Source organism: Stenotrophomonas sp. 610A2 (assembly GCF_030549615.1).
In the GTDB taxonomy this organism is placed as follows: domain Bacteria; phylum Pseudomonadota; class Gammaproteobacteria; order Xanthomonadales; family Xanthomonadaceae; genus Stenotrophomonas; species Stenotrophomonas pigmentata.
Genome location: NZ_CP130832.1, coordinates 1,424,141 through 1,450,629, shown reverse-complemented (window position 1 = coordinate 1,450,629; position 26,489 = coordinate 1,424,141). Strand labels below are relative to the sequence as shown.

The window sequence follows — 26,489 nt, the reverse complement described above, 5'->3', positions numbered from 1 at the left end:
ATGTTGGGCGCGGATGCGCTGCAGCCATGGTAGAGGGCGCACCTGTGATCTGCACCGCTGTTGCATACGTATTCAATACGCCGTCACGCCCACGGCGGCCTCCGGCAGGGAATAGTGGCGCCACGTGCCAGCCAGCAGGGCCGGCGCGCCGACCAGAAACCGGAGTTGAGACCCGCATGGCCGATACACGTCCCACCCCTGCCCGCCTGTCGCTGAAGGCCGCGTTCGCGCTGCTGCTGGTCAGCTGCCTGCCGGCCCACGCTGCCGATCTGGCGCGCATTACCTCCCCCGACAAGCAGCTTGTCGTGGTCGTCGAATCCCAGCATGAAGGCCGGCCTTCGTACCGGGTTGAGCGCAATGGCCAGGCAGTGATCGCACCGTCGCGGCTGGGCATGCTGCTTGGCGACGGCCGTCTGGAGCGTAATGTCGCCCTCACCGGACAGTCGCAACGCAGCTTCGATGAAACCTGGGAGCAGCCCTGGGGCGAGCGCCGCCTGACACGCAACCATTACAACGAACTGCGCGCCAGCTTCACCGAGAAGCCCGGCGCTGGCCGCAACTACGAGCGCCGTTTTGACGTGGTGTTCCGCGTCTATGACGACGGCATCGGCTTCCGCTACGAGTTCCCGCAGCAGGCCGGCATGAAGCAGGCGCAGATCCATGCCGAGCTGACCGAGTTCGCATTGGCGCGCCCGGCCACCGCCTGGTGGATTCCCGCCTTCGAGTGGAACCGCGAGGAATACCTGTACCACCAGACCCCGCTGAAGGAAGTCGGCACCGCGCAGACCCCGCTGACCCTGCGCAGCGACAACGGCCTGCATATCTCCATCCACGAAGCCGCACTGGTGGACTACGCCGGTATGAACCTGGCCCGTGGCGATGGCGACATCCTGCGCGCGACGCTCACCCCGTCCAGCAGCGGCGCGCCGGTCGTGCGCGCCCTGCCCTTCAACACGCCGTGGCGCACCATCACCATCGGTGAGAAGGCCGGCGATCTGGCCGAATCCAGCCTGATCCTCAACCTCAACGAACCCAATGCGATCGGCGATGTGAGCTGGTTCAAGCCGGCCAAATATGCCGGCGTGTGGTGGTCGCTGCACCTGGAAACCGAGACCTGGGCCACCGGCCCCAAGCACGGCGCCACCACCGAAAACACCCGCCGTTACATCGACTTCGCCGCCGCCAATGGCTTCCGTGGCGTGCTGGTGGAAGGCTGGAACATCGGCTGGGACGGCGACTGGTTCGCCAACGGCGAGGCCTTCGACTTCACCCGCGCTACCCCGGATTTCGACCTGCCCGAGCTCGCCAGCTACGCCGCTGGCAAGGGCGTGCACCTGATCGGTCACCACGAAACCGCCTGCGCGGTCAGCCATTACGAACGCCAGCTGCCAGCCGCGCTGGACCTGTATGCGCGCAACGGCGTGGATGTGATCAAGACCGGCTACGTCTGCGACGCAGGTGACATCCACCGCCAGGATCAGGTCGACGGCCCGATCACCCGCGAATGGCACGAAGGCCAGTGGATGAGCAACCACAACCTGCGTGTGCTCCAGCAGGCCGCCGCCAAGCACATCGCGATCAACTCACACGAGCCGATCAAGGACACCGGCCTGCGCCGCACCTACCCGAACTGGGTATCGCGCGAAGGCGCACGCGGCATGGAGTTCAACGCCTGGGGCAACCCGCCCAACCCGCCGGGCCATGAAGCCACGCTGGTGTTCACCCGCATGCTGGGCGGGCCGATGGATTACACCCCCGGCATCGTCAGCCTGAAGGGCCGCAACGGCCTGGCCCTGCGCAGCACCCTGGCCAAGCAGCTGGCCCTGTACGTGGTGCTGTACAGCCCGGTGCAGATGGTCGCCGATCTGCCCGAACACTACGCCCAGCACCCGGACGCCTTCCAGTTCATCAAGGACGTGGCGGTGGATTGGGAGGAAAGCCATGTGCTCAATGGCGAGGTTGGCCAGTACGTGACGTTTGCACGCAAGGCGCGTGGCAGCGAGGAATGGTTTGTCGGCAGCGTTGGCAGCGAGAAGCCGCAGTCGCTGGATGTGGCCTTGTCGTTCCTGACCCCAGGCAAGCGTTACCGCGCGGAGATCTACCGCGATGGTGACGGCGCCAACTGGGAAACGGCACCGTTTGCGTTCGCTCGTGAGACGCGGGTGGTGGGTAGTGGCGACCGAATCAAGCTGCAGCTTGCGGCTGGTGGCGGTGCTGCTGTGCGCTTTGTGCCGGTGGAGTGAGGGCTGGACGGCCTGAAGCCAAGGCTCTGGGCTTGTGGGGCTTGGGGCTTGGGGCTTTGGACGTCTGGCTTTTGGCTTTTGCTCTACAGCCGTCATTCCCGCGCAGGCGGGAATGACGGCATGAACCAAAGCCACAACCGATGCCACAGCCACAGCGATTCCCGCCTTCGCGGAAACGACGGCGTGATGGCAGAACCGTCGCCGAAAGCGTTTTCAGACCTATCTGCCGCCGCAAAGCCCCATTGAATACGTATGCAGCCCAGCACCACGGGCTTGCCCGCTGATTACCATGCGAGTCAGTCGCAAGCAGCGAAAAAAACAGCGACGCATCCCCCACACCAAGACGGGGGAGCACAGAACACAACCAACCGACATCACCTGGGAGAGGGGAGTATGTTGAACACCAAGCGCAACCTGCTGAGCGTTGCACTGGCCTCAGCCATCACACTGACAGCCGCCAGCGCACACGCACAGACGGCCGAAGAACAAGCCAAGGCCAAGGCCGAAGCCACCAATCTGGACACCGTCACCGTCACCGGCATCCGCCGCGGCATCGAGAGCGCGATCTCGGTCAAGCGCGACTCGACCTCGATCGTGGAAGCCATCTCGGCCGAAGACATCGGCAAGCTGCCGGACGTGAGCATCGCCGAATCCATCGCCCGCCTGCCCGGCCTGGCCGCCCAGCGCGTTGCCGGCCGTGCCCAGGTGATCAGCGTGCGCGGCCTGTCGCCGGACTTCGCCACCACCCTGCTCAACGGCCGCGAAGTGGTCAGCACCGGCGACAACCGCAGCGTCGAGTTCGACCAGTACCCGTCTGAGCTGATCAGCGGCGTGACCGTCTACAAGACCCCGGATTCCGGCTTGGTCGGCCAGGGTCTGTCCGGCACCCTGGACCTGCAAACCGTGCGCCCGCTCAGCTATAACGAGCGCGTCATCGCGCTCAGCGGCCGCTACCAGAAGAACTCGCTGGGCGAAGCCGCTGGCGAAGACCCGTATGGCAGCCGCGCCAACTTCAGCTACGTCGACAAGTTCGCCGACAACACTATTGGTCTGGCCATTGGCTACTCCCATTCGGAGATGTCCAAGCAGGAAAACCAGGTCGGCCTGTATGAGCCTTGGCAGGCACTGGGAGACGATGGCTGGCGCCCTGGTGTCCCCGGCGGCACCTACTATTCCGATGGCATCAAGGCACTGCGCCGTACCGGCCACGCCAAGCGTGACGGCGTCATGGCGACCCTGCAGTTCCGGCCCAACAACAGCTGGACCAGCACGCTGGACACCTTCTACACCAAGGCCAAGGAATACGACACCGCCAACCAGATCGAAATCCATCTGGGTGGCTACAACGGCGGCTATGACCCGCTCAACCTGACCGACGTGGTGGTCGGCAGCAACGGTAGCTTCGAGAGTGGTGTTGCGCACAATGTCTACCCCCTTGTGCGCGGCATGTACAACCACCGCGAGGACAGCATCAAGGCCATCGGCTGGAACAACGAGTTCAACTTCGGTGATGTGCGCGTGGTTGCCGACGTGAGCTGGTCCAAGGCCGAACGTGATGAGCTGAACCTGGAAAACAACCTGCAGCTGCTGCCGGCACCCATGCTGGATTCGGTGAAACTGAACTTCGCGGGTGGTAGCTTCCCGAAGTTCACCCCGGGGCTGGATTACTCGGACTACAGCAAGCTCTACCTGACCAATACCATCTACGGTTCGGGCTATGGCAAGACCCCGCATGTGGACGATGAGCTGAAGGGATTCAAGCTGGCCGCCACCTTCCCGGTGCCGGAGGGCTTCACCTGGTTCTCCGACTTCGACGTCGGCGTGAACTACGCCGACCGCAGCAAGAACAAGACCCAGGCCGAAGGCAACATCAACCTGGGTGCACAGGGCGACACCAGTATCGCCGCCGACCTGCAGTACAAGCCGGTCAACCTGGGCTTTGCCGGCGCCGGCTACATCCCGGCCTGGAACGTGCCTGCTGCGGTTGGCCGCTACATGGTGTTCAACCCGACCACCACCGAGAGCTACCTGATTCCGAAGCAGTGGACGGTGGACGAGAAGATCACCACCACCTTCCTGCGCGCCAACATCAGCACGCAGATCGGCTCGATCCCGGTACGCGGCAATGTCGGCATCCAGGCCCAGCACGTTGATCAGTCATCGCACTCCAACTACTGGGACGGCTCGCAGGCGGTTGGCAGCCAGGTGATTCCGATCAACGAAGGCAAGAAGTACCTCGACTTCCTGCCGAGCCTGAACCTGGCCTTTGAACTGCCGGCCGAAAACACCGTGCGCTTCGCCTTGGCCCGCCAGGTAGCACGCCCACGCGTCGATGAAATGCGCGCCTCGATGGAGTTCGGCGTCGACACCAACAATGGCACGCCGGGTGCCAGCGGCGGCAACCCCAACCTGGATCCGTGGGTGGCCAACGCGGTGGACCTGTCGTGGGAGAAGTACTTCGGCAACAAGGCATATGTTGCTGCGGCGTTCTTTTACAAGGACCTGAAGACCTACGTCTTCACCGAAAAGCGTGATGGCTACGACTTCACCGACCAGGTAGACGCATGGCTGCTGGCCAACGGCGTCAGCCTGCCGCCGGGCATTGTTGTCGACAAGACCGGTACCTATACCGCACCGTTCAACGGCAAGGGTGGCAGCCTGCGTGGCCTGGAACTGACCGCATCACTGCCGCTGGATCTGTTCTCCGACGCACTGCGCGGCTTTGGCGTTGTAGCCAGTGCCGGCTTCAATGACAGCAACATCACCATCCCACCGGATCCGGCAACCGTTTCCAGCGTTGGCAGCGATCCGATCATGCTGCCGGGCCTGTCCAAGCGCGTTTACAACTTCACCGCCTACTACGAGAACAGCGGCTTTGAAGTGCGTTTGAACCAGCGCAAGCGTTCGGACTTCATCGGCGAGATCGGCAACTTCAACGGCGCCCGCACCCTGCGTTACGTCAAGGGTGAGGATGTGCTGGATGCACAGCTGGGCTACAGCTTCGGCGACGGCACGATGTTCAAGGGCCTGAGCCTGTTCCTGCAGGCCAGCAACCTGACCAACTCCAAGTACGAAACCTATGCCGGCACCAAGGACCGGCCTCTGGAAACCGTGGAATGGGGCCGCACCTACCAGGTGGGTGTGAACTACAAGTTCTGATTCATCCCATGCAGGACCGAAGGCCCGCTGCCAACGCAGCGGGCCTTTTTGTTCGCCGAAGTGCTTGCCGGTGCCGCAGGGAGCTTGGCGGCAAGACAGGCTTTCCGCTAACGTAACTGCGTTATGTCGAATCGAACTGCTCGTCAACAAGGAAGATGACTCATGGATTTTCTGCGCCGGCTGCTGCGCAAGCAGCACGACGAACACCCGGCCGAGCTGCGCCAGCTACATGCCGCCCTCAAGACCTACCACAGCTCAGCCCAGATCGAAGCCGATCACGTCCGTCTCGCCAACGGCGTCAGCGTACGGACTCAGTTGATCGAAACCCATGCTTTCCCCAACGGCGGGGTCAGGACGGCTACAGCCACGCTGACATCGCATGGCACTGCCTTCCCTGACGGTCTATACGAGTATCAGCATGCAAGCGGCGCGAATGTGGAGAGCGCACTGCACAATGGTTTTGATACCTGGGCCAGAACGGACCTTGTCGCCATTCTAGATGCGCTGGCAGTACGGCCGGAGCACTGCACCACGATGGAGTTCGACTTGCCTGCCCAGGCCAAGCAACAGCCGCGTTGCCGGCAAGTCGTGTTCGGGCCTACTGCCCGCTACGCCGCCAGCCCTGCCGCGGAGGAAGCAGGCCATGGGTTCTGTCCGTGCTGCCTGTTCACCAACAGCCGTGCAGCTTTCCAATCAAGCCTGGCCGCTGAGGGAGTGCTGGGTATCCGTATTTTCGTTAATCGAGACAGCGATGGCGAGTTCACTGCGGACTGCAGGGTCAATGGCCAGGATCACCCTGAGGCCCTACCCTTGCTGATCGAATACGCCAGAAGCTGGCCTGGCGAAGGCAATGAGTTCCGCAAGCAATATGTCGTTATCCGCGATAAGCCTTGAGCGTTGTTCACTGACGATCACATTGGAGGCGACGCAAGTGCATGCTCCACAGCAAATCCTGGGGGATCTGGCGTTGAGCTTTGGCTTTGGCTTTGAGCTTTGAGCTTTGGCTTTAGATTTCGCTTTGCACTATTGCTCTGGAATATCCCTTCTCCCGCTTGCGGGGGAAGGTGCCCGGAGGGCGGATGGGGGGAGCTTTGGCTTTGGCTTGCTTTTAAAAGCGCCCTCACCCCAACCCCTCTCCCGCTGGCGGGAGAGGGGCTTTAGCAAAAGCAAAAGCCAAAAAAAAGGCGGAGATGTTATCTCCGCCTGCACAAAAGAGAGAGCAACAAAAACTCAGCTGCGACGCGCGCAATACACTGCGTGCCCAGGCAATACCAGTTCGCCACCTTCAACCGCACCCGCGACCGGACCCGGCAGCGCCAACGCCTGCCACTCGCCCGCCGGCAACGCATGCCGCACGGCCTCGCCCGACAGATTGAAGGCCAGCAACAAGCTCTCATCGCCGGCCTGGCGCTCGAACAGCAACACCGGCTCAGCACTATCAAGGAAACGAATCGAACCCTCGACCAAGGCCGGATGCGCCTTGCGCCAGCTCAGGAAGCTGCGGAATGCGTGCAGCACCGAATCGCCATCCACCTCCTGCGCCTGCACCGACAAAGCCTGATGTTCGGCAGGAATCGGCAACCACGGCTTGCCAGTAGTAAATCCAGCCAACGCCCCATCGGTCCACGGCATCGGCGTACGACAACCGTCGCGGCCCTTGAAGTTCGGCCAGAAGGTAATCCCATACGGGTCCTGCAGCGCCTCGAACGGCACGTCCGCTTCGCCAAGACCCAGCTCTTCGCCCTGATAGATGCACACCGAGCCACGCAGCGAGCAGACCAAGGCCGCCAGCATCTTCGCCAGCGACGGCTTGGCCGGATGCCCGCCCCAACGGGTCACCGCACGCTGCACGTCATGGTTTGAAACCGCCCAGCACGGCCAGGACTCGCCCATCGCCGCTTCCAGCCGCTCGACGGTGCCGCGGATGTAGGCCGCGCTGTAATCATCCACCAGCAGCTCGAAGCTGTAGCCCATGTGCAGGCGGCCCGGCGCGGTGTACTCGGCAGTCGTCGCGAGCGAATCCTCGGAAGAGATTTCACCCAGCGTCACCGCCTGCGGGTACTGGTCCAGCAAGGCACGCAGGCGCTCGAGGAAGCCAATGTTCTCCGGCCGGGTGTTGTTGTAGTAGTGGTACTGGAACGCATATGGATTGTCCGGGCTGAAACCGCGGCCAATACGCTCGCTTTCGGGTTTTGGCGGGTTGTCGCGCAGCTGCGCGTCATGGAAGCAGAAGTTGATCGAATCCAGGCGGAAGCCATCCACGCCACGATCAAGCCAGAACTTCACGTAATCCAGGGTTGCCTGCTGCACCGCCGGATTGTGGAAATCCAGGTCAGGCTGCGAGGCCAGGAAGTTGTGCAGGAAATACTGCCGACGCCGCGGCTCCCACTGCCAGGCCACGCCGCCGAAGATCGACAGCCAGTTGTTCGGCGGGCTGCCGTCATCGCGTGCATCGGCCCACACATACCAATCGGCCTTGGGATTGTCGCGGCTCTCGCGGCTTTCCTTGAACCAGGCATGGTCAATCGACGTATGGCTGAACACCTGGTCGATCATCACCTTCAGGCCCAGCGCATGCGCCTTGGCCAGCAAGCGGTCGAAATCGGCCAGGTTGCCGAACAGCGGGTCCACATCGCGGTAGTCGGCGATGTCATAGCCGAAATCAGCCATCGGCGACTTGAAGAACGGCGACACCCAGATCGCATCCACGCCCAGCGAGGCCACGTACTCAAGGCGATCGATGATGCCCGGCAGGTCGCCGACGCCGTCGCCGTTGGTATCCAGGTAGCTGCGCGGGTAAATCTGGTAGATGACGGCACCGCGCCACCATGGAGTCTTGGACATCGAACGCCCCCCTACGGGCCTCAGAGCCCCTGTTTCAGGGCCGCGAAATGTATGCCGGTCAGCTTAGCGTCGGTGCTTTGCCGGCGGTGTTGCTTGCATACGTATTCACTGCGCAAAGGCCCGGTCCTGTTCGGTTTTCGGCCCTGACGGGCCGCCTACCCCGACACCGCCTATAATCCCCGGGTACCCCCTGAAGTCTTCCTATGAGCATCGCTGAACATATCCGCCCCGCGCTGGGCCTGCCTGCCATCCAGACCCTTGCCGCAGCGGACATGGCTGCCGTCGATGCCCTGATCCGTCGCCGCCTGTCTTCGGACGTGGTGCTGATCAACCAGATCGCCGACCACATCGTCTCGGCCGGCGGTAAACGCCTGCGGCCGATGCTGGTGATGCTGGCCGGTCATGCGGTCGGTGGCGCCGGCCCTGAGCACCACCAGCTGGCGGCGATCATCGAGTTCATCCACACCTCCACCCTGCTGCACGACGACGTGGTCGACGAATCCGACCTGCGCCGTGGCCGCAGCACCGCCAACGCCTTGTGGGGCAATGCCCCCAGCGTGCTGGTCGGTGACTTCCTGTACTCCCGCAGCTTCCAGCTTATGGTCGAGCTGGAGCGCATGGCGGTGATGCAGATCCTGGCCGACACCACCAACCGTATCGCCGAAGGCGAGGTGCTGCAGCTGCTGCACGTGCATAACCCGGATACCGACGAAGCCGCTTACCTGCGGGTGATCGAGCGCAAGACCGCGGTGCTGTTCGCCGCCGGCACCCGCCTGGGCGCGCTGGCCACCGGTGCCGACGAGGCCGTGCAGCAGAAGCTCTACGACTACGGCATGCACCTGGGCTATGCCTTCCAGATCGCCGACGATGTGCTGGATTACTCCGCCAATGCCGACGAACTGGGCAAGAACCTGGGCGACGACCTGGCCGAGGGCAAGGCCACCCTGCCGCTGATCCACGCCATGGCGCACTCGGACGAAGTGGTCCGTAATCGTCTGCGCGAGATCGTGCAGGACGGCGATGCCAGCGCGATGCCGGAAGTGTTGGCCGCGATCCACGCCACTGGCGGCCTGGAATACAGCCGCAAGCGCGCCGTGGAATATGCCAACGCCGCCGAACAGGCGCTGGACGGCCTGCCGGAAACCGATGCCGTCGCCGCCCTGCGCGGACTGGCCCGTTACGCCATCGAACGCAGTCACTGATCGCGATGGCGGGCCTGCAGCAGTTCAACGAGGAAGAACGCGCCGTGCTGTTGGCGGTGAAAGGGGTCGGTGCCACCGTGGTTTCGCGCTTGGAGCAGTTGGGGTTTCATTCCCTGCAGCAGCTGGCCCAGGCCGAAACCGGTGATGTCGTCAGCCAGGCCTCCGCCATGCTGGGCAGCAGCTGCTGGCGCAACAGCCCGCAGGCGCGGGCGGCAATCAGCGGGGCAATAGCGGCGGCGCAGAGCCGGGCGTCGTTGTAGGAGCTGCGTCAGCCGCGAAGCCACGGTTGTTCCCGGCGCTACCAAAGGCGAACCGCCAGCAGCGCTTCCCGTGCGGACAGCTGTTGCCGCGACCTGACAGGTAGTCAGCTTCGCGGCTTACGCCGCTCCTACAAATCTGCAAACCTGCAACCTGATGGATTGCTGGTGAAGCCTCTGCCGAGCATGGCTCGGCATTACGCTCCCTCCCTTTCGCGTAGCGAAGGGGAGGGTTGGGGAGGGGTAGCTTTACCGCTTCTGATCTTGCTCTGGCTTCGCGGCTTACGCCGCTCCCACAAACCTGCAAACCTGATGCTTTACTGGTGAAGCCCCTGCCGAGCATGGCTCGGCACTACAGTACGGTCAGTCGCCCAGGCGCTCCTCCAGGAAGTTGTCCATCATCTTCCAGGCGCGCTTGGCTGCACGCGGGTCGTACAGGCAGCCCGGTGGGCTGTTGGCGTCGGACTCGGCGAAGCAATGCACCGCGCCGCTGAAATTGACGAATTGCCAGTCAGCCTTGGCCGCATCCATTTCGCTGCCGAAGTTGGCGATGTCCTCGGCGGTTACACCGCGATCAGCCGCGCCATTGAGCACCAGGATCGGCACCTTGCCGCTGCCGGCTGCTGCCGGGGCTGGGGTCGACAAGCCGCCGTGCAGGCTCACCACGCCCGCCAACGGCATGCCGGCACGGGCCATTTCCAGTACGGTGGTGCCACCGAAGCAGAAACCCACCGCAGCGATGTGCGATGCATCCAGCGGAACCTTGCCAGCCTGTGCCTTCAAGGCATCCAGCGCCGCAGCCGCACGGGCGCGCAACAGGGCCCTGTCCTCACGCAACGGCTTGGAAGCCGCAGCCGCCGCATCTTTGTCCGTGGGGCGCAGGCTCTTGCCGTAGACGTCAGCAACCAGCACCACATAGTCATCGCCGGCAATCTGCTCGGCCTTGGCGATCGCCGAGGCGTTTACACCACGCCAGTTCGGCACCATCACCACGCCAGGGCGGCGCGCATCGCCTTCATCGTCGTAGACCAGCACGCCACTGAAGGTGGTGCCGTCGTGCTGCCACTCCAGCGGTTGCGTCTTCATTGCCGCCCATGCCGGCGTTGCCGCCAGTCCCAGCATTGTCACTGCAGCCCATCGCCACTTGTTCATGCCTGCGCTCCTGAGAAGAGGTCGGAGGGCATCAGCTCGATCGCGCGCCTCCCGTGCCGCATTGTGCATTGGCGGCGTTACGCAGGTGTGCTTGGATAGGCATACCCCACGCATCCACTGCCCCATGAGCCTTGTCGATACCTTCCTTTCCGGCCTTGTGCCGCGCTTGCCTGCAGACGACGCCCCGATGTGGCGCTGGGTGGAAGGCGCAAGCGAGTCCGACCTGCAGCGCCTGCAGCTGCAGTGGCCGCAGGTACCGGCAAGCCTGCTGGAACTGCTGGCGCAGGTGGACGGCAGCCACTACCGGGACTACCCGCTAGGTGAGGTCAACGTGCTGATGCTTGGCTCGGACGTCGGCGACGGCAGCTATCCCTACTACCTGCGCTCGGTGCAGCAGATCTTCGAGGACAGCGCGCAGTGGGACGACAGCATCCGTTCCATCTACGAAGAATGGCTGGACGATGAGCCGGAGATTCTCGGCGCCGGCATCGATGCCGACGTGCCGATGGGCAGGCGCCTGTGCTTCTCGCACTGCATGAACAACGGCGGCACCTCGATGCTGTACCTGGATTTCGATCCTGCCGACGGCGGCATCAGTGGCCAGGTCGTGCGCTATCTGCACGACCCGGACAGCTATGCGGTGATCGCGCCCAGCTTCGATGCCTATCTGCAGCAGCTGATCGATGGCGGCTACGCTTTCACCGAAGAAGAGGAGTGATCTGCAGCTAGTCGGTGGCGCCGACTGACAGTCAGCGCCACTTCGGCCTCGGCCAAGGCCTTACAGGATGCCGATACCCGGAATCGCGCTGATGCTGTCCGGATCAAACCCGGCCAGCTCGGCGAAGTGCCGTCCACGCGCCACATAGTCCTTGTAGGCACCAAAGCTCGGCGCGCCCGGCGACAACAGTACTACCCCGCCCTGCTCGCCAAGCGCGGCACGCGCCAGTTCCACCGCATGCGGCAGATCGGTCGCGGCGTGCAGGCCAAAGCCGCCCGCCTCGGCCAATGGCGCGAGCAAGGTATTGATGCGTGGACCGTTGTTGCCCATGGTCACGATCTCGACCGGCGCGTTGTCGCGCATGTGCTCGGCAAAATCCTGCCAATCCACGCCGCGATCGTGCCCGCCAACCAGCAAAGCGATGCGCTGCCCGGCGAAACAATCCAAGGCGGCCAGCGACGCATGCGGCGTGGTGCTAATCGAATCATTCACCCAACGCAGGCCATCGCGCTCGCCCAGCAGCTGCAGGCGATTCGGCAATGGCCGGAAACTCTGCACCGCTGGTGCCAAGGCAACCGCATCCAGACCAAGGGCTTCCAGCGCGGCCAACACCGCACACAGGTTGCCGCGGTTGTGGCGGCCGGGCAGCGGCGTGTTCGAGGTGTCGAACACCGCTTGATTACCGCGATGCACGACTTCGCCGACCATATGCCAGCCTTCGGGATGGTTGAACCAGACGATCTGGCTGTGCGGCAGCTGCAACGCGCGCAGGTGTTCGTCGGCGGCGTTGAGCACGGCGACGCGCGGATGACCGCCGGTCACCAACGACAGTTTGTCGTCGATGTAACGCTGCTCGCTGCCGTGCCAATCCAAGTGTTCCGGAAAGATGTTCAGCACGATGGCGACGTCCGGCCGCGTACCGCTGCGGGCGACTTCGCCGGTCTGGTAGCTGGACAGTTCCACCGCCCAGTATTCCGGCGCTGGTTGCGGATCCAATGCCTCCAGCAGCGGCAGGCCGATATTGCCGATCAGGCCGGTGCGATGCCCGGCCGCGCGCAGCAGATGCGCCAGCAGCGAGGTGGTCGTGCTTTTGCCCTTGGTACCGGTCACGCAGACCGTGTTCGGCAGCGCGCTATCGGCATCGGCGTGCTCGCTGAACCACAGCGAGGTGCCACCGATGAACTGCGTGCCCTGCGCCAAGGCATGCTGCGCCTCGGGCTTGTACGGGCTGATGCCTGGCGACTTGATCACTACGTCGAACGAAGCAAGCAACTCACCGCTGAGCTCGGTTTCAACGCGCAGGTGCGCATCGCCAAGCGCAAGAATTTCTTCTGCCTCGGAAGCGGAACAAAGCACACTCAAACGCGCAGGAAACCGCTCCTGCGAATCACCGCTGACCATTCCCCATTCCCGATCACGCAGCGCGTGATAGGCCGCGCGGCCCTCACGCCCCCATCCCCACAGCGCGACGCGTTTGCCTTCAAGCTGCGAAATTCGCACGCAGACGCTCCCACAGTGCTGCCGGGATGCGGTGCTCGCCATCAAATACCAGCAGCGGTTCAATCTGCAGTTCGTCCGCCGCCAGGGTCGGCTGGATCAGGTTGGCGAAGCGCTTGACCAGCACGTCTTCCTTCCAGTCCGGACGCGATGCCAAGGTCGCCATTGCCGCGCGTGATTCCTTACCCTCGCCCACGCATTCGAACGGCTTGTGATCCTGGAACTCCAGCAGCGCGTCGTAGCCGCCGGCCTGTTCCATATCGTCCAGCAGGTTGCGGCCGAAGATGCGCACCAGGCGGATCTTCGGCATGAACGGGGCCAGCGCCAGGAACACGAAGTGGCACTTCGGGCAGACGCCGCACCAGCGGTTCACCGGGCGCTCGCCGAGGATGTGGAAGTTGCGGTTGCAGCTGGAGAAGTGCGCGTCGTAGAAATCGGTCTTGGCGAACTGACGGGCAACCGCCAGCTCCGACAAGGGACGCAGCAGCGAGTAATAGTTCAGGTCGGCGGCGATGTGCTGCTGCACATATTCGCCGAACGCCTTCTCGAAGGCCCAGCCCTTGGACCACTGGTGGTTCACTTCACCGGTACCGGCAATCTGGCTGCCGTAGCTGGCCGAGCGCTCGTTGGAGAACACCACTTGGTCCACGCCCTGCACCACGGCTGCCAGCACCATGATCGCCGAGTTCACCGCGGTGACCGGGATATGCCCGTTCCATGCGCCCTGGCGATTGAGCTCGAACAGCTCCGGCGCCAGCGTGCGGCCGATGTTGAGGGTCGGCAGGCCGGTGCGCTCGGCGCAGGCACGGATCAACTGCGAGCCACCGATCCAGGTGACGGTTTCGGCCACTCCGGCATTGCGCAGGGCTTCGATGCTGACCAGCGAGTCCTTGCCGCCGCCGATGGCTACGAGTGCGTGGTGGGAGAGGCCAAGTTCGGGAGCAGAAGCGCCCTCACCCCCTACCCCTCTCCCGTAAACGGGAGAGGGGAGCGAAGCTGGGAGCTTGAACCGGTCGCGCAGGTTCAGGCCGTTGCGGTAGGCGAATTCGCCCAGGCCGTTGAAGTACACCGTTTCCACCAATGCGGCGGTGGCCGCGTCGATGGCGTAGCTGTCGATGCTTACCTGCGCCGGCACCGCCGCCTTGTAGTAGCTGACACCTGCAATCAGGTGCAGCAGCTGCAGGGCGCGTTGCACCGCTGCCGTGCGCTCGTCGTCCAACTGGAACGGCGCGCCCGGCACGGTGACGGTCTCGGTCAACTCCGGACCGTCGTCGAAGGCGTATACCAGCCGCGCCACACCGGTGTCCGCGGCGAAATCGCAGCGGACGAAGCGGAAACGGGAAACCTGGTCTTTATCAAAAGCTGTCATGGCGTATCCGGAAATCAAACTGGCCGTTGCGCGTCAGCGCGCAACGGACGACAAAGGTTTTCGCAGCAAACAGACGTCATTGCACTTCATCAATGACGTCCTCGCGCGGCAAGGCGCGTTGGTTATAGGTACTGGCCATGCTGAAACCATAGGCGCCAGCATCGGCGATGACCATCACATCGCCCGGTGCAGTCGCCGCCGGCAACTTCACCCGCTCGGCGAACACATCGCTGGATTCGCAGATCGGGCCGACCACGCTGAAATCAACATCGCGCTCGGCGTCCAGCCGCGACAGGTTGGCGATATCGTGCCAGGCGTCGTACAGCGCCGGGCGCAGCAGGGCGTTCATGCCGGCATCCAGGCCAACGCGGCGCACGCCATCCTTCTCCACTACCTGCGAAGCATGGGTCAGCAGCACGCCGGACTCGGCCACCATGAAGCGGCCAGGCTCGATTGCCAGCTGGAAGGCCGGGTGCACCGCCTTGATGTCGGCCAGGCCAGCGGCCCAGGCGTCCAGATCGAAGGGCTCGTCATCATCGCTGTACGGCACCGGCAGACCGCCGCCGATATCGAGGATTTCAACGCTGCCGATACGGCGTGCGAAGCCGGCCATTTCATCGACCATCTGCTTCCAGTGGCCACTGTTCTCGATGCCGCTGCCCAGGTGCGCGTGCACGCCGGTGATGCGGATATCCAGCGCGCGGGCAGCGGCGATGAACTCATCGACGCGCTGCGCGGACAGACCAAACTTGGAATCCTTGCCGCCGGTGTTCACCTTCTTGTGGTGGCCATCGCCGTGGCCAAGGTCGATACGCAGCCACAGCGAGCGGCCACGGAACACTTCCGGCCAATGCTTCAGCAGCTCGACGTTGTCGACGGTGACAGTGACGCCACGGGCCAGCACCGCCTGGTACTCGGTGATCGGTGCGAAGCTCGGGGTGAACAACACGCGCTCCGGAGTGATACCCGGCACCGAGGCGAACACCAGTTCCACCTCGCCCTGGGATACACATTCCAGACCGAAACCTTCGGCAGCGAGCGTGCGCAGGATCTCAGGATGCGAGTTGGCCTTGATCGCGTAGAAACGGCGGTCGATCGCCGGGATCGCCTTCAACTGGCGGGCACGCTCGCGCACCTTGTCCAGGTCATAGATATAGGCCGGCGTGCCCTGTGCGGCCAGCTCCAGCAGCTTCTTCTGCTTACCCGGTGCCTGCCACCACGGCGTCTGCCGCGGACGGATGCTGCCGATGATTTCACGCCAGCGCGGGCCGAATACCTGCTCTTCGTAAACCGGCATCGCGCCGCTGTCGATCAGCTCGGCGTGCAGGATCGGCAACAAGCCATCCGCATCGGCCTCGTCGATCACGAAGGTCAGGTTCAAGTCGTTGGAGGACTGCGAAATCATGTGCACGCGCTCCTTGCCGAACGTGGCCCACACGTCGGAGAGCTTGTACAGCAGCGAGCGCATGCCGCGACCGACCAGGGTGATGGCCGCGCACGGCACGATCACCTTGACCTTGCAGATCTGCGACAGGTCAGCCGACAACGCCGCCAGCACATCGGTGTTGACCAGGTTTTCGGAGGGGTCCAGCGACACGGTGACGTTGGTCTCGGCCGAACCGATCAGGTCAACCGACAGGCCATGCTTCTTGAACAGGTTGAACACGTCGGCCAGGAAGCCGACCTGCTGCCACATGCCGATACCTTCCATCGAGATCAGCACGATGCCGTTGCGACGGCTGATTGCCTTGACGCCCGGCACCGGCTCGGCGGCGCCGTCGATGCTGGTACCCGGCATATGCGGGCGCTCGGTGTCGAGGATGGCCATCGGCACGCCGGCATCGCGGCAGGGCTTGATCGAACGCGGGTGCAGCACCTTGGCGCCGGTGGTGGCGATTTCCTGCGCCTCGTAATAATCCAGGCGGGTCAGCAGGCGCGCGTCCGGTACATCCTTCGGATTGGCGCTGAACATGCCCGGCACGTCGGTCCAGATTTCAACGCGGCTGGCGCCCAGCAGCGCGCCGAAATAAGCGGCCGAGGTATCCGAGCCGCCGCGGCCGAGGATGGCGGTGCCACCGTCGCCGTGGCGGGCAATGAAGCCCTGGCTGATCAGCATGCGGGTGGGCTGCGCCGAGAAGCGCTGCTTGAAATCGCCGCCGCCCTGCCACTGGCAGTTCACCGACAGACGCTGCGACCACTCAGTCTGGTTGGGTGCGGGCGGCAGTGCGTTCAGCCATTCACGCGCGTCCATCCAGCCGAAGTCCAGGCCGTTGCTGCGCAGGTAGGCGGCACCGACGCTGGAGGACAGCAGTTCGCCCTGGCCCAGCACTTCGGCCTGCCAGTCCAGCGGACGGCTGGCCGCGCGCGGGTCGTCGAGCAGCGCCTGCAGCGCGGCCAGGCGTTCAGCCAGCACTTCGCTGCCCAGCTCCAGCTCGGCGAGGAATTCATTGTGGCGGGTGACCAGCGCGGCCACGCGCTCGCGGCTGTCGGCGGCGCCATCGGCAATTGCGGTCAATTCGTTGGTGACGCCTGACAAGGCCGACACCACCACCAGCACCCTGCCACCGGTCTCGTCCGCACGTTTTTTCGCCAACTGACCGATCGTGTTCCAGCGATGACGACGGGACACCGAGGTGCCACCGAACTTGAGGACGATCCAGCGATCAGCGATTGGGGAAGCAGACATTGGCTTTGTGGATTCACTAGTGGGAGAAAGACCCGGCAATGCGGGCGGAACTACCGATTCTATGCCAAGGCCGCTGTGCCGGGACGGCTGAGTTACCGGCGATACCATCGCCGCCCGGCCTCCCTTCCCGGGGCGGAGAAAGTAGCATTTGCAACGATTCGGGTCATCTTTGGGTGAATGGAGGGAGCGAACCAGGGATTGGCAATGACGACATTCCGCTCGCTCATGCCTAAGCTGGGCTGCCCTGCTCCACCCGCAAACCATGCGCCAACGCCGTTACCTGCAACTGGACGTCTTCGCCGCCCGCCCCGGCAGCGGCAACCCGCTGGGTGTCATCCTCGACAGCTATGGCTTGGACACCGCCGCCATGCAGGCCCTCGCCGCCTGGCTGAACCTCTCCGAGACGGTCTTTTTCCTGCCGCCGGACGAGGGCGCCAGCTACCGCATCCGCATCTTCACCCCCAGCAGCGAACTGCCCTTTGCCGGCCACCCCAGCGTCGGCGCGGCTTGGGCGGCGGTCACCTCGGGCCTGGCGACGCCGCGTGACGGCCAGCTGCTGCAGCAGTGCGCTGCCGGCCTGCTACCCGTGCAGGTGGGCGGAGCGAGAGAGACCCCGACCATCCTGTTGGCCAGCCCACCCGCCCAGCAGCGGCAAACCGCGCCCGGCGGCGTACCGGAACAGCTGCAGGCCTTGCTCGCGCCGGGATACGCCCCCGAACTCTGGGACAACGGCCCAGGCTGGTGGCTGCTGCCCGCGCGTGACGCCGCCAGCATCCGCGCATTCGTTCCGGACATGCCCGCAATCGCCGACTGGGGCAATGCCACCGCCGCGACCGGTGTTGCTGTGTTCGCCGCCGAACCCAGTGCGGACCACGCTCTGGTGACCCGGGCGTTCTGCCCGGCCGATGCCGCCGACGTACCCGAGGACCCTGTCACCGGCAGCGCCAACGCCTTGATCGCCGCCTGGCTGCAGCAACACGGGCAACTACCCAACGCTGATGGCAGCTACGTAGTCAGCCAAGGCCGCGAAGTTGGTCGCGACGGCCGGGTCCAGATATCGATCGACGCGCAAGGCAGCGTCTGGATAGGCGGACAGGTGCAAGCGGTTATCGACGGACAGGTGCACTGGTAAGCTGCCCAGCCGTCGTCTGGAACCGATTCGCAATGTCTGTTCGTCGTTATCTGCAGTTGGACGTGTTCGCCGCCCGCCCAGGCACCGGCAACCCGCTGGGCGTCATCGTCGACAGCGAAGGCCTTGATGATGCCGCGCTGCAGGCCATCGCCGCCTGGCTGAACCTGTCCGAGACCATTTTTTTTCTGCCGCCCGATGAAGGCGCCAGTTACCACATCCGCATCTTCACCCCGAAGGGCGAACTGCCGTTCGCCGGCCATCCCAGTGTTGGTGCCGCCTGGGCCGCGGTGGAACTGGGTCTGGCCACGCCCGACGACAACGGCCAGCTGATCCAGCAATGCAAAGCCGGTCTGCTGCCGGTACGGGTACAGGGCGGCCGCTGGTTCCGCCAGATCCATGTGCGCAGCCCGCAGGCGGAGCGCCGCGATACCACCCTCGATGCACTGCCCGAAGGCCTGGCTGCGCTGGCCAAGCCCGGCCACAGCCCGGAACTCTGGAACAACGGCCCGGACTGGTGGTTGCTGGAAGCCGGCAGCGAGGCCGCCCTGCGCCGCTACAAGCCGGAGCTGGCGGCCATCGGCGCCATGCCAGGCCGCGGCAAGCTGGCGGTATATGCACCTGCCGACCGACCGGATGTGGGCTACCAGTACGTGGTGCGCGCCTTTGCGCCAGGCGTCGGTGTCAACGAAGACCCGGTAACCGGCAGCGCAAACGCGCTGGTTGCCGCGCAGTTGTTGGCACAGGGCCGGATCAAACCCTTCCAGCAGTACCTGGCCAGCCAGGGCCGCGAGCTCGGCCGCAATGGCGAGGTGCGGGTGGAAGTGGATGCGGAGTCCAACATCTGGATTGGTGGTGAGGTGCAGCAGGTTATTGCTGGGCAGATTGAGTGGTGAGGGCGCAAGCGGTGCCCGCTTTTCCCTTCTCCCGTTAACGGGAGAAGGTGCCCGAAGGGCGGATGAGGGGAAGCGTGCGAAGCACGCATGCCTTTGACTTCGCCTTTGCCGACAGTAACAACCCAAAAGCACCAAGCAAGCGGACTTCGTCCGCCTCCCCTCACCCCAACCCCTCTCCCGCAGGCGGGAGAGGGGCTAAGGCAAAAGCCAACTGCAACTGCCAAAGCAACAGCCACGGCCAAAGCAACTGCAACAGCAAACAGCAACAGCCTCACAGCATCCGGACATCCCATGACCACCCGCCGCTTCCTGCAACTCGACGTCTTCGCCCCGCGCCCCGGCACCGGCAATCCACTGGCCGTCGTACTCGATGCCGATGGCCTGGACGATGCCGCCATGCAGGCCATCGCCCGTTGGACCCGCCTGCCTGAAACCACCTTCATCTTCGCCCCGACCAAACCCGGCAGCAGCTACGGCATCCGCATGTTCGCGCCGCAGAAGGAGGTGCCGTTCGCCGGCCATCCCAGCGTCGGCAGCGCGCATGCCGTGCTTGAAAGCGGCGTAGCAACACCCATCGACGGACAACTGGTACAGGACGGCATCGCTGGCCAGTTGCCTTTGCAGATCAGCGAACACGACGGCGTGCGCACCATCGCCATCCGCACCCCGCGCGCTTCGGTGGCCGAGATCGTCACTGCGGACGATCCACGCCTGCAGCCTGCCATCACTGGCTGGTCGCTGGGCATGCTGCCGCCGGCCTTGATGGATGGCGGCCGCCGTTGGTGGGTCGTTGAAGTCGCTGATGAAGATGCGCTACGCGCGCTCCACCCGGACTGGGACGCGATCGCCACGCTCGCTGAATCCACCGGCGCGATGGGCGTGTTCGCCTATGCACGCGCTGCTGGCGACAACTACCAACTGGTGGTCCGCGCCTTCGTAGGCAACGGTCGTCGTTTTGAAGATGCAGCCTCCGGTGCCGCCAATGCGGTGTTGGCCGCCTGGCTGGACGAGCGCAACGCACTGCCCGGCGTGGATAAGCGCTACACCGCCAGCCAGGGGCGCGAAGTCGGTCACGATGCCTTGCTGGAACTGCGCATCGACGAGCACGGCGATGTCTGGTCCGGTGGGCAGGTGCAGACGGTGATCCGCGGAACCATTGATTGGTGATGCGGTCAGAGACTCGCCAATAGCCGATCAAGACAAGGAGTTCGGAATGCGCAGATGGATCTCACTGCTGGTGCTGTTGTTCGCCCTTACCGGTTGCGCTGCAGAACCGTCGGCGCAGCCATCCAAAGCACTGTTCGTTGGCAACAGCCTCATCTACGTGGGCAACCTGCCAGCGACCTATGCTGCGCTCAGTACAGCCAATGGCCATCCGCTGCAGAGTCAGATGATCGTCAAGGGCGGCGCGCTACTCGACGAACGGGTTGCGGATGGCTCGGTTCAACGTGCGCTGGCCGAGCATCGGCCGCAACTCCTGGTACTGCAAGAACAAGGCGGCGCCCTGCTGTGCTGGCCCGACGAAGCCGCCTGTGCGAAATCGCAGTCGGCGATCAGGGCACTGGCAAAGGCAGGTAGCGACGCCGGTGCAAGCGTACTGCTGCTGGGCAGCTACCAGGCACAACCAGCAGCATCTGCCCGCCTGATCGCCAAGGAAGCAGCCGCCGCCGGACAGGCCGGCATTCCTTATGTGGCAATCTCCGAAGCCCTGCGTAGCGCATCGGTCGCAGCTCCCGACCTGCAGTGGTATGACGCCGACGGCATGCACCCGGGCCCGGCGCTGACCCTGCTCGATGCCATCCAACTCTTTCGCGCCATCCATGGCCGCTTGCCGGAGCATGGCTTCTCGGTGGAAGCGCCGATCTATCTACCCAGAAGCGGGCTTGAAGCAAGTCTGCGCGATGCTGACGAGCGCGCGCCGCTTGCCGACACACCCACACACATCCACTACCCGGATGCGATGATCCAGCGCATCAATGCGCTACTGCCATCCGCGCAGCCCTGACAACGAGTTCGCCATGCCCCACCTGACCATCGAATACAGCAACAACCTCGCCACCGCCATTACTCCAGCCGTGCTGCGCACCCTCAACCTTGCGCTGCTCGGCACAGGCCAATTCGAGGAGGCCGACATCAAATCGCGTGCGCTGGGGTTTGATTGCGTCGCGATCGGAACCACTGACAGCCCACGCGGCTTTGTGGCCGCGCGCTTGGCAATACTCAGTGGTCGCAGTAGCGAAATCAAACGCGAGTTGGCCGACACGCTGCTGGCCGCGCTTGAATCTGCCATCGCCGCTGGCGGAATGGAGCTGCAGATCAGCGCCGAAATTGTCGACATCGATCGTGAAAGCTACGCAAAAGCCGTGATCCAGGCAGAGACCTGAGCGAATACCCGCAGCGACGAAACTCCTGCTGAAGGCGCTTCAGTCCGCAGGACCGCGCGCCGTGACGCTCAGCTCTCGGCCATCTTGAACGTGACCTTCGCACCATCAAACAAGGTGAGATAGGCATCATTTGCGCGCAGTTTGACGTCTACCCAGAAAATCATTTCCTTGGTCCCGGGTACAAACTCGGAGAACGAGGTATTGACGCTGAGCTCCACCTTTCCCCTATCGCCACGCGAGCTCAGCACTTCGCGCTGCAGGTTACGCAGCTGGCTGGCGCCTTCTGCGGTCAGTGCCAACTCATAGGTTGTCACTGCGATGTTCCTGCTGAGCACACCGGGACTGCGCTCGCCCTGGGTGCTGCCCATCAACCGCAGCGGCATCGCCGCTACGCGCGCAGCCTGCCCTTCTGGCTGCAGCTTCAAGGTCAGGCGGGTGGCCTCCGGGTTCAAGGTATTGCCGCGGGGAACCGCCACCTTGACCCGGATACCCGCAGGATCCAATTGGACCAAGGCACGTTCATCCAATGAAGAAAGGCGCAGCGCGGTGGACAAAGGGATCGAGGCGCAGGCGCACAGCATGACCAGGCACAGCAACATGGACGTTCTTGCAAAGAACACAGGAAACGGCATCACAGCATCTCCTTGATATCTGCACTTCCCTATTGGCGCGCCGGTTCCGGGAGCCATCCCATGCCCCGGCCGTGCCACTATCGCGGCAGACCTGCCATGGGATCAACAGCATGATGCCTGTTCACTTTTACTCCGTCTCGCCTTTCCTTGCTACCGAAGACTTGCCTGCCACTTTGGCGTTCTATCTCGACAAGCTCGGCTTTTCCCTGGCCTGGGAATGGGGCCAACCCGCAGAGCTGGCGGCTGTGTGTCGCGATCAGGTAGAGCTGACGCTTGCCAACCGTGCCGATGCCAAGCCCGGGGGTATCAGCAGGTTGTACCTGCACATCGATGGCATCGACGACTATCACGCGCAGCTGCTGGCTGCCGGCGTTGCCATCACCGTTGCCATTGGCGACCGGCCCTATGGCATGCGCGATTTCAGCGTCACCGATCCGGCGGGCAATGTGCTGTGTTTCGGGCAGGCGTTGCCGCAGCCGGCGGGGGATGTGGGAACGGCGTAAGCCGTGAAGCCCGTACCGGGACAGGCAGGCCGACAACTGCAATCGCAAACAAAGCGATTGCAGCTGCATCATCAGCTTCGCGGCTCACGCCGCTCCCACAGTCCCAGCTGGTTTTTTTGCAATCTGGTAGCCCAACCAGGCGAACGGGATGTAGGCCAGCAGCACGTCCAGCACCTCGAACCAACGCGGTGCTGGCAGCATGAAGCAGCTGGCGATGCCGCCGGCCAGGAACAGCAAGCCGATCAGCAGGGCCGGCACTTTGCTGCTGCGGCCGACGATCCAGGTTGCCAGCAACGCTCCAGCCAACGTGCCCAATGCATGGGCGAGGAAAGGGAACAGGAAGTGACGGGCCTCGAACAAGGGCATTGCGGCTTGCAGGCCTTCAGTCGTACTGGTGTCCGTACCGGCAGGTGGTGGCACCAGATGCCCGCCGAGCAGGATCAGCCCCATGTTCACCGCACTGCCGGCGATCAAGCCCAGCACCACCGCCAGCAAGCCTCTCAGGAATGCGCGCATCACCCTCTCCCCACCCGTCCGATGATTGGCTGAGTATGATCCAAGCCTTGCCTTGTCGCTTGCCTTCTTTCTGGAGATCCGCGTGTCCCACCGCCCCCTGCAGACCTACCGGGGCAGCTGCCACTGTGGCGCTGTCAGCTTCCGCATTGAAACCGACTTCCCGGAGCTGACCACCTGCGACTGCTCGATCTGCCGGCGCAAGAACGCCTTGATGGTGAAAGTGCATGAGTCCGCCTTCGAGCTGCTGTCCGGACAGGACGCATTGGTGGAGTATCAGTTTCACACGATGACCGCACACCACTATTTCTGCGGCACCTGCGGCATCTATCCGTTCCACCGCAAGCGAGTTACCCCGGACTACTTCGGGGTGAATGTGTTCTGCCTGGAGGAGTTTGATCCGGCGGGGATTCCGGTCCGGGCGACCGTGGGTGCGGGGATGGCCTGATCAGGCATCTGGAGGCGGCTTTGGCTTTGGGCTTTGGGCTTTGGGCTTTGGGCTTTGGGCTTTGGGCTTTGGCTTTGGCTTTGGCTTTGGCTTCGGCTTTGGCTTCGGCCCTGGCCTTTTCCCTTCTCCCGCATGCGGGAGAAGGTGCGCCGCAGGGGCGGATGAGGGCAGCTCTTGGCTTGTAGCTTCTGCTTCGCCTGCTGCATGCCGAGGTAAAGCGAAACTGCACGGCGCTACGCGCCGCCCCCTCACCCCAACCCCTCTCCCGCTCGCGGGAGAGGGGCTCCAAGCAAAGCTAAAGCGGCTTACCGCCAGTTGTAGTTGAACGAAACACCAATGATGCGCGGATCGTTGTAGACCGCCGCCATGTAGTTCTCGATCACACCCTTGAGGTTCTTCTCGTTGGTGATGTTGCGGGCGAACGCCGCCACTTCCCAGGCGCCGTAGCCGCCGGTGTAGCCAACACGCAGGCCACCTTCAAAGTTGCCCTTTGAGTAGAACTCCTTGCTGTCGTACAGCACGAACTGGGTTTCGCCCTGCTTGTTCCAATCGGTGGCGAAGAACACCGCGCCATCATCACCTACCGGAATGTCGTAACGCGCAGCCAGGTTCAGGTTGTACTTGGGTGCGTTCGGCAACGGGTTGCCATCGATCTGGGCGTAGACGTTGCTGCCGATCTTGATGGTCGGGTCGTTGACCGTACACACCACAACACCATTCAACGCGCAGACCTGCGCATAGACGCGTTTGTCCTGGATCTCGCTGTGCAGCAGGCTCAAGCCGGCGGTCAGCGACAGGTTCGGGATCGGACGCCAATCCATGTCGGCTTCCAGACCATAGGCACGCGCCTTGTCGGCATTGAACAACACGCCGTTGCCGTTGGAATCGTTGCCGTTGAGCTGGATGTCGTTGACCGTATAGGTGAAGCCACTGACGTTCAGGCGTAGGCGGTTGTCGAACAGGCTGCTCTTGATGCCGGCTTCCCAGGACAGGATGGTTTCCGAATCGGCGGTGGTGAAATCGGCATTGAATACCGCCGAGCGGCCCTGGATGGTCGGGCCACGGAAGCCGCGCGCCACGCGTGCGTACAGGCTCAGCTCCGGGCTGACCTCATACATCGCGCTCAGGTCCCAGCTCGGCTGGGTATCCGACATCTCGACGTTGTGGCGGCCCTTGTAGGTCACCAGCCCGGCGGCGGTGTCGGCGGTCTTCAGCAGGCGCGTGCTCTTCTCGTCCTTGGTGGCGCGGACACCCGCGGTCAAGGTCAGCGCATCGGTGGCCTTCCAGCTCACTTGGCCAAAGCCTGCCCACGAGGTATTGATGTTGCGCAGGCGCACCCAGTTGTTCGGATTGCGTGCCGGTGCGTTGAGGAACCAGGCGCGCTGGTAGAAATCGGTGGTATCACGCCCGTCGAAGTAGAACGCGCCAACCTGCCACGACAGCGGATCAGTGTCATTGGAGGCCAGACGCAGCTCCTGGGTGAACTGATCCAGGTCCTGCACCTGCCCCATCGACTGGCCGTAACCATTGGGCAGGCCATTGACCGGGTAGTTCGCCGCGGCACCGCCATCGGTATCACCGCGGCTGTAGCCGGAGGTAGTCTCGTAGGCGCTGATCGAGGTCAGCGTGGTGTTGCCGAAATCATAAGTGGCCTTCAGTGAGCCGCCATGAGTCTTGTAGGCCTGCGGGTTGTTGTCAGCCTCGTCGAAAGCAACCTTGTCGCGCGGCACGTCAGTGCGATTGCTGCCCTTCACCAGCGCATTGCGCAGGAACAGGGTGGAGGTGCCTTCATAGTCGCGGGTGTGCACGGAACCGAGCAGCGAGAACTGTTCGTTCGGCTTGTACAGCAGCTGCAGGCGCAGGTTGCGATCGTCGTAGCCACCCATGGTGTCGTTCTTCGGCGTCACCGTGCCGTCGGCGCTGGGGCCGCGATAGGTGTTGTCCACCCAATCATCGCGGTGCTGGTACAGGGTCGACACGCGGTAGGACAGCACATCATTGATCGCGCCGCCCATGCCGCCGTCGATGGCGACGGTGTTGTAACTGCCGTAGCTCACGTTGACCCGGCCACTCGGGTCCTGGCTGGGCTTGGCGGTATCGAACTTGACGATGCCGGCGGTGGTATTGCGGCCAAACAAGGAGCCCTGCGGGCCGCGCAGCACTTCGACCTGGTCCACGTCGTAGACCGGGTTGGACTTGAGCACCACATGCTCGAGCACCACGTCGTCCTGGATGATGGAGACCGGCTGCGAGGCACCGAGGTAGAAGTCGATGTTGCCCAGGCCACGGATGTAGAAGCGCGGGAAGATGCGCCCGGTGGTGGTCTCGGCATAGAAGCTGGGCACCCGGCCGGACAGCGCCAGCAGCGTATCGTCGGCACCTTCGGTATAGCTGCGCAGGGCTTCGCCCTGCACCACGCCCACCGACACCGGCACGTCCTGCAGGTTCTGCTCGCGGCGCTCGGCGGTGACGGTAATGGTATCCAGCGCCGTGGCGGCGCTGCGCGCCTCCGCCGGCGCGGCATCCTGGGCCAGCGCGGTCTGTGCGGCCAGCGGCAGGATCAACAGCGCGCAGGCCTGGGCCAGCAGCGAGCGACGCGGGAAGTCGTGGGTAACGCGGGTAACTGCAGAAGTGATGCGGTGACGCTGCATGGAATGGCCTTGGTTGGCAGTTGATGATTGCGCTCAGCCCGGATAGGGCTGACTGCGCGGCATGAGGCGCGCAGATCATCACTTCACAAGGTTTCAATTCGATGGCATTGCCAACCTGGAAGCCCTTGAAGCAGAACGCCAGCGCGAGAGCAATCGGCTCCCACGCTGGCGACGACACGCTTCAATCAGCTCCTGCGCTGCAGGCG

General features: G+C 63.7%; 21 protein-coding genes. 13 read left to right on the top strand and 8 right to left on the bottom strand.

Going from position 1 to position 26,489, the window contains the following annotated elements:
• Positions 1-176: 176 nt before the first annotated feature.
• The 3 genes from Q5Z11_RS06545 (at position 177) to Q5Z11_RS06535 (ending at position 6,296) form a co-directional block, all read left to right on the top strand.
• Positions 177-2,243, top strand: a complete 2,067-nt coding sequence (locus Q5Z11_RS06545) for a glycoside hydrolase family 97 protein (RefSeq protein ID WP_303749231.1) — start codon at positions 177-179, stop codon at positions 2,241-2,243.
• 393 nt (positions 2,244-2,636) lie between these two features.
• Positions 2,637-5,402 carry a TonB-dependent receptor gene (locus Q5Z11_RS06540; protein ID WP_303749230.1) on the top strand — a complete coding sequence of 922 codons (2,766 nt, stop codon included), beginning with the start codon at positions 2,637-2,639 and terminating at the stop codon, positions 5,400-5,402.
• Between the two features lie 162 nt (positions 5,403-5,564).
• On the top strand, positions 5,565-6,296 hold the full coding sequence (locus Q5Z11_RS06535) for a DUF6348 family protein (RefSeq protein ID WP_303749229.1): 732 nt from the start codon (positions 5,565-5,567) through the stop codon (positions 6,294-6,296).
• A 336-nt stretch (positions 6,297-6,632) separates the two neighbouring features.
• Here Q5Z11_RS06535 and Q5Z11_RS06530 read toward each other — a convergent pair whose 3' ends face one another.
• Positions 6,633-8,246, bottom strand: coding sequence for an alpha-glucosidase (locus tag Q5Z11_RS06530; protein ID WP_303749228.1), 1,614 nt, complete (start codon positions 8,244-8,246; stop codon positions 6,633-6,635).
• Between the two features lie 203 nt (positions 8,247-8,449).
• Between Q5Z11_RS06530 and Q5Z11_RS06525 the strand changes: the two genes are divergently transcribed.
• Positions 8,450-9,448: a polyprenyl synthetase family protein gene (locus Q5Z11_RS06525; RefSeq protein ID WP_282270849.1), complete on the top strand. Its 999-nt coding sequence runs from the start codon at positions 8,450-8,452 to the stop codon at positions 9,446-9,448.
• A 5-nt stretch (positions 9,449-9,453) separates the two neighbouring features.
• Entirely contained in the window at positions 9,454-9,708 is a 255-nt protein-coding gene (locus Q5Z11_RS06520) for a helix-hairpin-helix domain-containing protein (protein ID WP_303749227.1), read from the top strand.
• Positions 9,709-10,068: 360 nt separating this feature from the next.
• Here the strand turns inward: Q5Z11_RS06520 and Q5Z11_RS06515 are convergent, their stop codons facing one another.
• Entirely contained in the window at positions 10,069-10,857 is a 789-nt protein-coding gene (locus Q5Z11_RS06515; RefSeq protein ID WP_303749226.1) for a dienelactone hydrolase family protein, read from the bottom strand.
• 124 nt (positions 10,858-10,981) lie between these two features.
• Here Q5Z11_RS06515 and Q5Z11_RS06510 point away from each other — a divergent pair, with 124 nt between their 5' ends.
• Positions 10,982-11,575 carry an SMI1/KNR4 family protein gene (locus Q5Z11_RS06510; RefSeq protein WP_303749225.1) on the top strand — a complete coding sequence of 198 codons (594 nt, stop codon included), beginning with the start codon at positions 10,982-10,984 and terminating at the stop codon, positions 11,573-11,575.
• 60 nt (positions 11,576-11,635) lie between these two features.
• Here Q5Z11_RS06510 and murD read toward each other — a convergent pair whose 3' ends face one another.
• The 3 genes from murD to Q5Z11_RS06495 all read right to left on the bottom strand — a co-directional run bounded on the left by murD (position 11,636) and on the right by Q5Z11_RS06495 (position 17,127).
• Entirely contained in the window at positions 11,636-13,075 is a 1,440-nt protein-coding gene (murD, locus tag Q5Z11_RS06505; RefSeq protein ID WP_303749224.1) for a UDP-N-acetylmuramoyl-L-alanine--D-glutamate ligase, read from the bottom strand.
• Entirely contained in the window at positions 13,056-14,441 is a 1,386-nt protein-coding gene (gene murL / locus Q5Z11_RS06500; protein WP_303749223.1) for a UDP-N-acetyl-alpha-D-muramoyl-L-alanyl-L-glutamate epimerase, read from the bottom strand. The genes murD and murL overlap by 20 nt, the downstream gene beginning before the upstream one ends.
• Positions 14,442-14,517: 76 nt before the next feature.
• Positions 14,518-17,127, bottom strand: a complete 2,610-nt coding sequence (locus Q5Z11_RS06495; protein ID WP_303749222.1) for a bifunctional aspartate kinase/diaminopimelate decarboxylase — start codon at positions 17,125-17,127, stop codon at positions 14,518-14,520.
• A gap of 262 nt (positions 17,128-17,389) precedes the next feature.
• On the opposite strand from Q5Z11_RS06495, the gene Q5Z11_RS06490 reads away from it, so the two are divergent.
• From Q5Z11_RS06490 to Q5Z11_RS06470, 5 genes are all read left to right on the top strand, one after another.
• Entirely contained in the window at positions 17,390-18,259 is an 870-nt protein-coding gene (locus Q5Z11_RS06490; RefSeq protein ID WP_303749221.1) for a PhzF family phenazine biosynthesis protein, read from the top strand.
• Between the two features lie 32 nt (positions 18,260-18,291).
• On the top strand, positions 18,292-19,152 hold the full coding sequence (locus Q5Z11_RS06485) for a PhzF family phenazine biosynthesis protein (RefSeq protein WP_303749220.1): 861 nt from the start codon (positions 18,292-18,294) through the stop codon (positions 19,150-19,152).
• A gap of 291 nt (positions 19,153-19,443) precedes the next feature.
• Positions 19,444-20,319 (top strand): PhzF family phenazine biosynthesis protein, encoded by an 876-nt coding sequence (locus Q5Z11_RS06480; protein WP_303749219.1) that lies wholly within the window; start codon positions 19,444-19,446, stop codon positions 20,317-20,319.
• A 46-nt stretch (positions 20,320-20,365) separates the two neighbouring features.
• Positions 20,366-21,157 carry a hypothetical protein gene (locus Q5Z11_RS06475; protein ID WP_303749218.1) on the top strand — a complete coding sequence of 264 codons (792 nt, stop codon included), beginning with the start codon at positions 20,366-20,368 and terminating at the stop codon, positions 21,155-21,157.
• Positions 21,158-21,170: 13 nt separating this feature from the next.
• The gene (locus Q5Z11_RS06470; RefSeq protein WP_303749217.1) at positions 21,171-21,536 is read left to right on the top strand and encodes a 5-carboxymethyl-2-hydroxymuconate Delta-isomerase; all 366 of its coding nucleotides are present in this window, start codon (positions 21,171-21,173) and stop codon (positions 21,534-21,536) included.
• A gap of 68 nt (positions 21,537-21,604) precedes the next feature.
• On the opposite strand, the gene Q5Z11_RS06465 is transcribed toward Q5Z11_RS06470, so the two are convergent.
• Complete coding sequence (locus Q5Z11_RS06465; RefSeq protein ID WP_303749216.1) at positions 21,605-22,135, bottom strand: hypothetical protein; 531 nt, start codon at positions 22,133-22,135, stop codon at positions 21,605-21,607.
• 143 nt (positions 22,136-22,278) lie between these two features.
• Between Q5Z11_RS06465 and Q5Z11_RS06460 the strand changes: the two genes are divergently transcribed.
• On the top strand, positions 22,279-22,671 hold the full coding sequence (locus Q5Z11_RS06460; protein WP_303749215.1) for a bleomycin resistance protein: 393 nt from the start codon (positions 22,279-22,281) through the stop codon (positions 22,669-22,671).
• Positions 22,672-22,755: 84 nt separating this feature from the next.
• Here the strand turns inward: Q5Z11_RS06460 and Q5Z11_RS06455 are convergent, their stop codons facing one another.
• Positions 22,756-23,187, bottom strand: a complete 432-nt coding sequence (locus tag Q5Z11_RS06455; RefSeq protein ID WP_303749214.1) for a hypothetical protein — start codon at positions 23,185-23,187, stop codon at positions 22,756-22,758.
• Positions 23,188-23,269: 82 nt separating this feature from the next.
• On the opposite strand from Q5Z11_RS06455, the gene Q5Z11_RS06450 reads away from it, so the two are divergent.
• The gene (locus tag Q5Z11_RS06450; protein WP_303749213.1) at positions 23,270-23,632 is read left to right on the top strand and encodes a GFA family protein; all 363 of its coding nucleotides are present in this window, start codon (positions 23,270-23,272) and stop codon (positions 23,630-23,632) included.
• Between the two features lie 305 nt (positions 23,633-23,937).
• On the opposite strand, the gene Q5Z11_RS06445 is transcribed toward Q5Z11_RS06450, so the two are convergent.
• Positions 23,938-26,283 (bottom strand): TonB-dependent receptor, encoded by a 2,346-nt coding sequence (locus Q5Z11_RS06445; RefSeq protein ID WP_303749212.1) that lies wholly within the window; start codon positions 26,281-26,283, stop codon positions 23,938-23,940.
• Between the last annotated feature and the right edge of the window lie 206 nt (positions 26,284-26,489).

Bases quoted from the DNA above. Each gene is read 5' to 3' on its own strand.
- Q5Z11_RS06545 (WP_303749231.1), top strand. From the start codon at position 177: ATGGCCGATACACGTCCCACCCCTGCCCGCCTGTCGCTGAAGGCCGCG.
- Q5Z11_RS06540 (WP_303749230.1), top strand. From the start codon at position 2,637: ATGTTGAACACCAAGCGCAACCTGCTGAGCGTTGCACTGGCCTCAGCC.
- Q5Z11_RS06535 (WP_303749229.1), top strand. From the start codon at position 5,565: ATGGATTTTCTGCGCCGGCTGCTGCGCAAGCAGCACGACGAACACCCG.
- Q5Z11_RS06530 (WP_303749228.1), bottom strand. From the start codon at position 8,246: ATGTCCAAGACTCCATGGTGGCGCGGTGCCGTCATCTACCAGATTTAC.
- Q5Z11_RS06525 (WP_282270849.1), top strand. From the start codon at position 8,450: ATGAGCATCGCTGAACATATCCGCCCCGCGCTGGGCCTGCCTGCCATC.
- Q5Z11_RS06520 (WP_303749227.1), top strand. From the start codon at position 9,454: ATGGCGGGCCTGCAGCAGTTCAACGAGGAAGAACGCGCCGTGCTGTTG.
- Q5Z11_RS06515 (WP_303749226.1), bottom strand. From the start codon at position 10,857: ATGAACAAGTGGCGATGGGCTGCAGTGACAATGCTGGGACTGGCGGCA.
- Q5Z11_RS06510 (WP_303749225.1), top strand. From the start codon at position 10,982: ATGAGCCTTGTCGATACCTTCCTTTCCGGCCTTGTGCCGCGCTTGCCT.
- murL (WP_303749223.1), bottom strand. From the start codon at position 14,441: ATGACAGCTTTTGATAAAGACCAGGTTTCCCGTTTCCGCTTCGTCCGC.
- Q5Z11_RS06495 (WP_303749222.1), bottom strand. From the start codon at position 17,127: ATGTCTGCTTCCCCAATCGCTGATCGCTGGATCGTCCTCAAGTTCGGT.
- Q5Z11_RS06490 (WP_303749221.1), top strand. From the start codon at position 17,390: ATGCGCCAACGCCGTTACCTGCAACTGGACGTCTTCGCCGCCCGCCCC.
- Q5Z11_RS06485 (WP_303749220.1), top strand. From the start codon at position 18,292: ATGTCTGTTCGTCGTTATCTGCAGTTGGACGTGTTCGCCGCCCGCCCA.
- Q5Z11_RS06480 (WP_303749219.1), top strand. From the start codon at position 19,444: ATGACCACCCGCCGCTTCCTGCAACTCGACGTCTTCGCCCCGCGCCCC.
- Q5Z11_RS06475 (WP_303749218.1), top strand. From the start codon at position 20,366: ATGCGCAGATGGATCTCACTGCTGGTGCTGTTGTTCGCCCTTACCGGT.
- Q5Z11_RS06470 (WP_303749217.1), top strand. From the start codon at position 21,171: ATGCCCCACCTGACCATCGAATACAGCAACAACCTCGCCACCGCCATT.
- Q5Z11_RS06465 (WP_303749216.1), bottom strand. From the start codon at position 22,135: ATGTTGCTGTGCCTGGTCATGCTGTGCGCCTGCGCCTCGATCCCTTTG.
- Q5Z11_RS06460 (WP_303749215.1), top strand. From the start codon at position 22,279: ATGATGCCTGTTCACTTTTACTCCGTCTCGCCTTTCCTTGCTACCGAA.
- Q5Z11_RS06455 (WP_303749214.1), bottom strand. From the start codon at position 23,187: ATGCGCGCATTCCTGAGAGGCTTGCTGGCGGTGGTGCTGGGCTTGATC.
- Q5Z11_RS06445 (WP_303749212.1), bottom strand. From the start codon at position 26,283: ATGCAGCGTCACCGCATCACTTCTGCAGTTACCCGCGTTACCCACGAC.